At 56.6% G+C, this 1,324-nt stretch carries 2 protein-coding genes; both read left to right on the top strand.

Annotation, left to right across the window (positions count from 1 at the left end):
- Nucleotides 1-802 (top strand): SGNH hydrolase domain-containing protein (locus tag Q4P78_RS08865; RefSeq protein WP_303340010.1); only part of this gene is annotated, 802 nt, incomplete at its 5' end.
- Nucleotides 803-1,063: 261 nt separating this feature from the next.
- The coding region (locus Q4P78_RS08860; protein ID WP_368660904.1) for a GDSL-type esterase/lipase family protein at nucleotides 1,064-1,324 on the top strand (261 nt) is incomplete at its 3' end.

Below are 1,324 nucleotides of genomic sequence, written 5' to 3'. Positions count from 1 at the left end.
TACCAACCGGGTGACATCAAACGACAACCCCATCCCTTCTACCGACCCCAAAAGCCAGTATGAGCGCCTGGACGGGGCTTGCGATGGGGTGTTTAAACCCAGGGACGAGTCGCTTTCCAAATACTGCAATATCCAAACGTACGGTGCGGATGATGCCCCGCTGACCGTTATTGTGGGCAACTCGCATATTGAGCAGTCTATTGCTTCCTTCAAACCGATCGCGGAGCAGACCCACACCAACCTGCAAGCCTACCTGCTGGGAGGGTGCCTGTACCCGACCCGAGATGTAAACGCATCCGACGAATGCAGCGAATTCAACCATAAGGTGACCGAGGAACTACTCAAACGCAAACCCCAGACGGTGGTGTTAACCGCAACTGTGGCGGATGCGAAAACCAATGAGGAACGGGTCGACCCGGCACTGGATGAGACCGTCAAAAAACTTACCGACGCCGGGATTCAGGTGATTGGTTTGCGGGATAACCCGCGTTATGACTTCAACGTGTACGAGTGCGCCCAAAAAGCCGGGTCGGATATGAGCTCCTGTGCTCGTCCCGTGAATGAGAAGCTTGCTGACGCCAACCCCTCCCGCGAGGTGCTAGACCGGTACGAAGGCGCGGTGACCATCGACCTGGCTGACCTGTACTGTCCTGAAGGAACCTGCCAGCCGATCATCGGGAATGTTTACGTGTACATGGACGATAACCACGTGACAAAAAGCTACGCTCGCACCATGGCGCACGCCATTTATGAGCGTGCATCCCGCAGCGGCTGGTTGGTGACCGGCAGACTCAAGTTCTAGGGAAGAGAATTCAAATAAGTCTGCCAACTGGTTTGACAATAAACTCAAGGCGCTCGGCAAAACCTCAACAATATCACCCGCTACGGCGTTATACCTGCCGTGTCGCCAATGACCCGCACGACATGTTCGTTGTGGGGAGGCATCGCGATGGGTAAACGCCTTCGCTGGGTGAGCGTGCAGGAGGCAGGAACCCCGAAGGAGCAGGTGTCGTTTATGGGATACTGGCGTGTAGGCAAAACTGTGAGCTAGGGGAGGGGAACGGTGCTTCACCTTGATGAGAATGCTCGCCTGAACGGTGAGCCGGTACGCTATGTGGCCTTGGGCGATTCGTTTACTGAGGGGGTCGGCGATATTGATGAGTCCCGCCCGAATCAGGTGCGTGGCTGGGCCGATAGGGTGGCTGATGCGATAGGGGCCCGGGATGCGCAGGCGCAGTACGCCAACTTGGCGATCCGCGGGTATTTAATGGATCAGATCATGGATGAGCAGCTGGCCCCGGCTCTTGAGCTGAAGCCGAACCTG

Origin of the sequence: Rothia sp. (in: high G+C Gram-positive bacteria), assembly GCF_030540545.1 — a bacterium.
Classification (GTDB): Bacteria; Actinomycetota; Actinomycetes; order Actinomycetales; family Micrococcaceae; genus Rothia.
The sequence above is the reverse complement of the archived record's forward strand: the minus strand, read 5'-3'. Positions and strand labels throughout refer to the sequence as shown.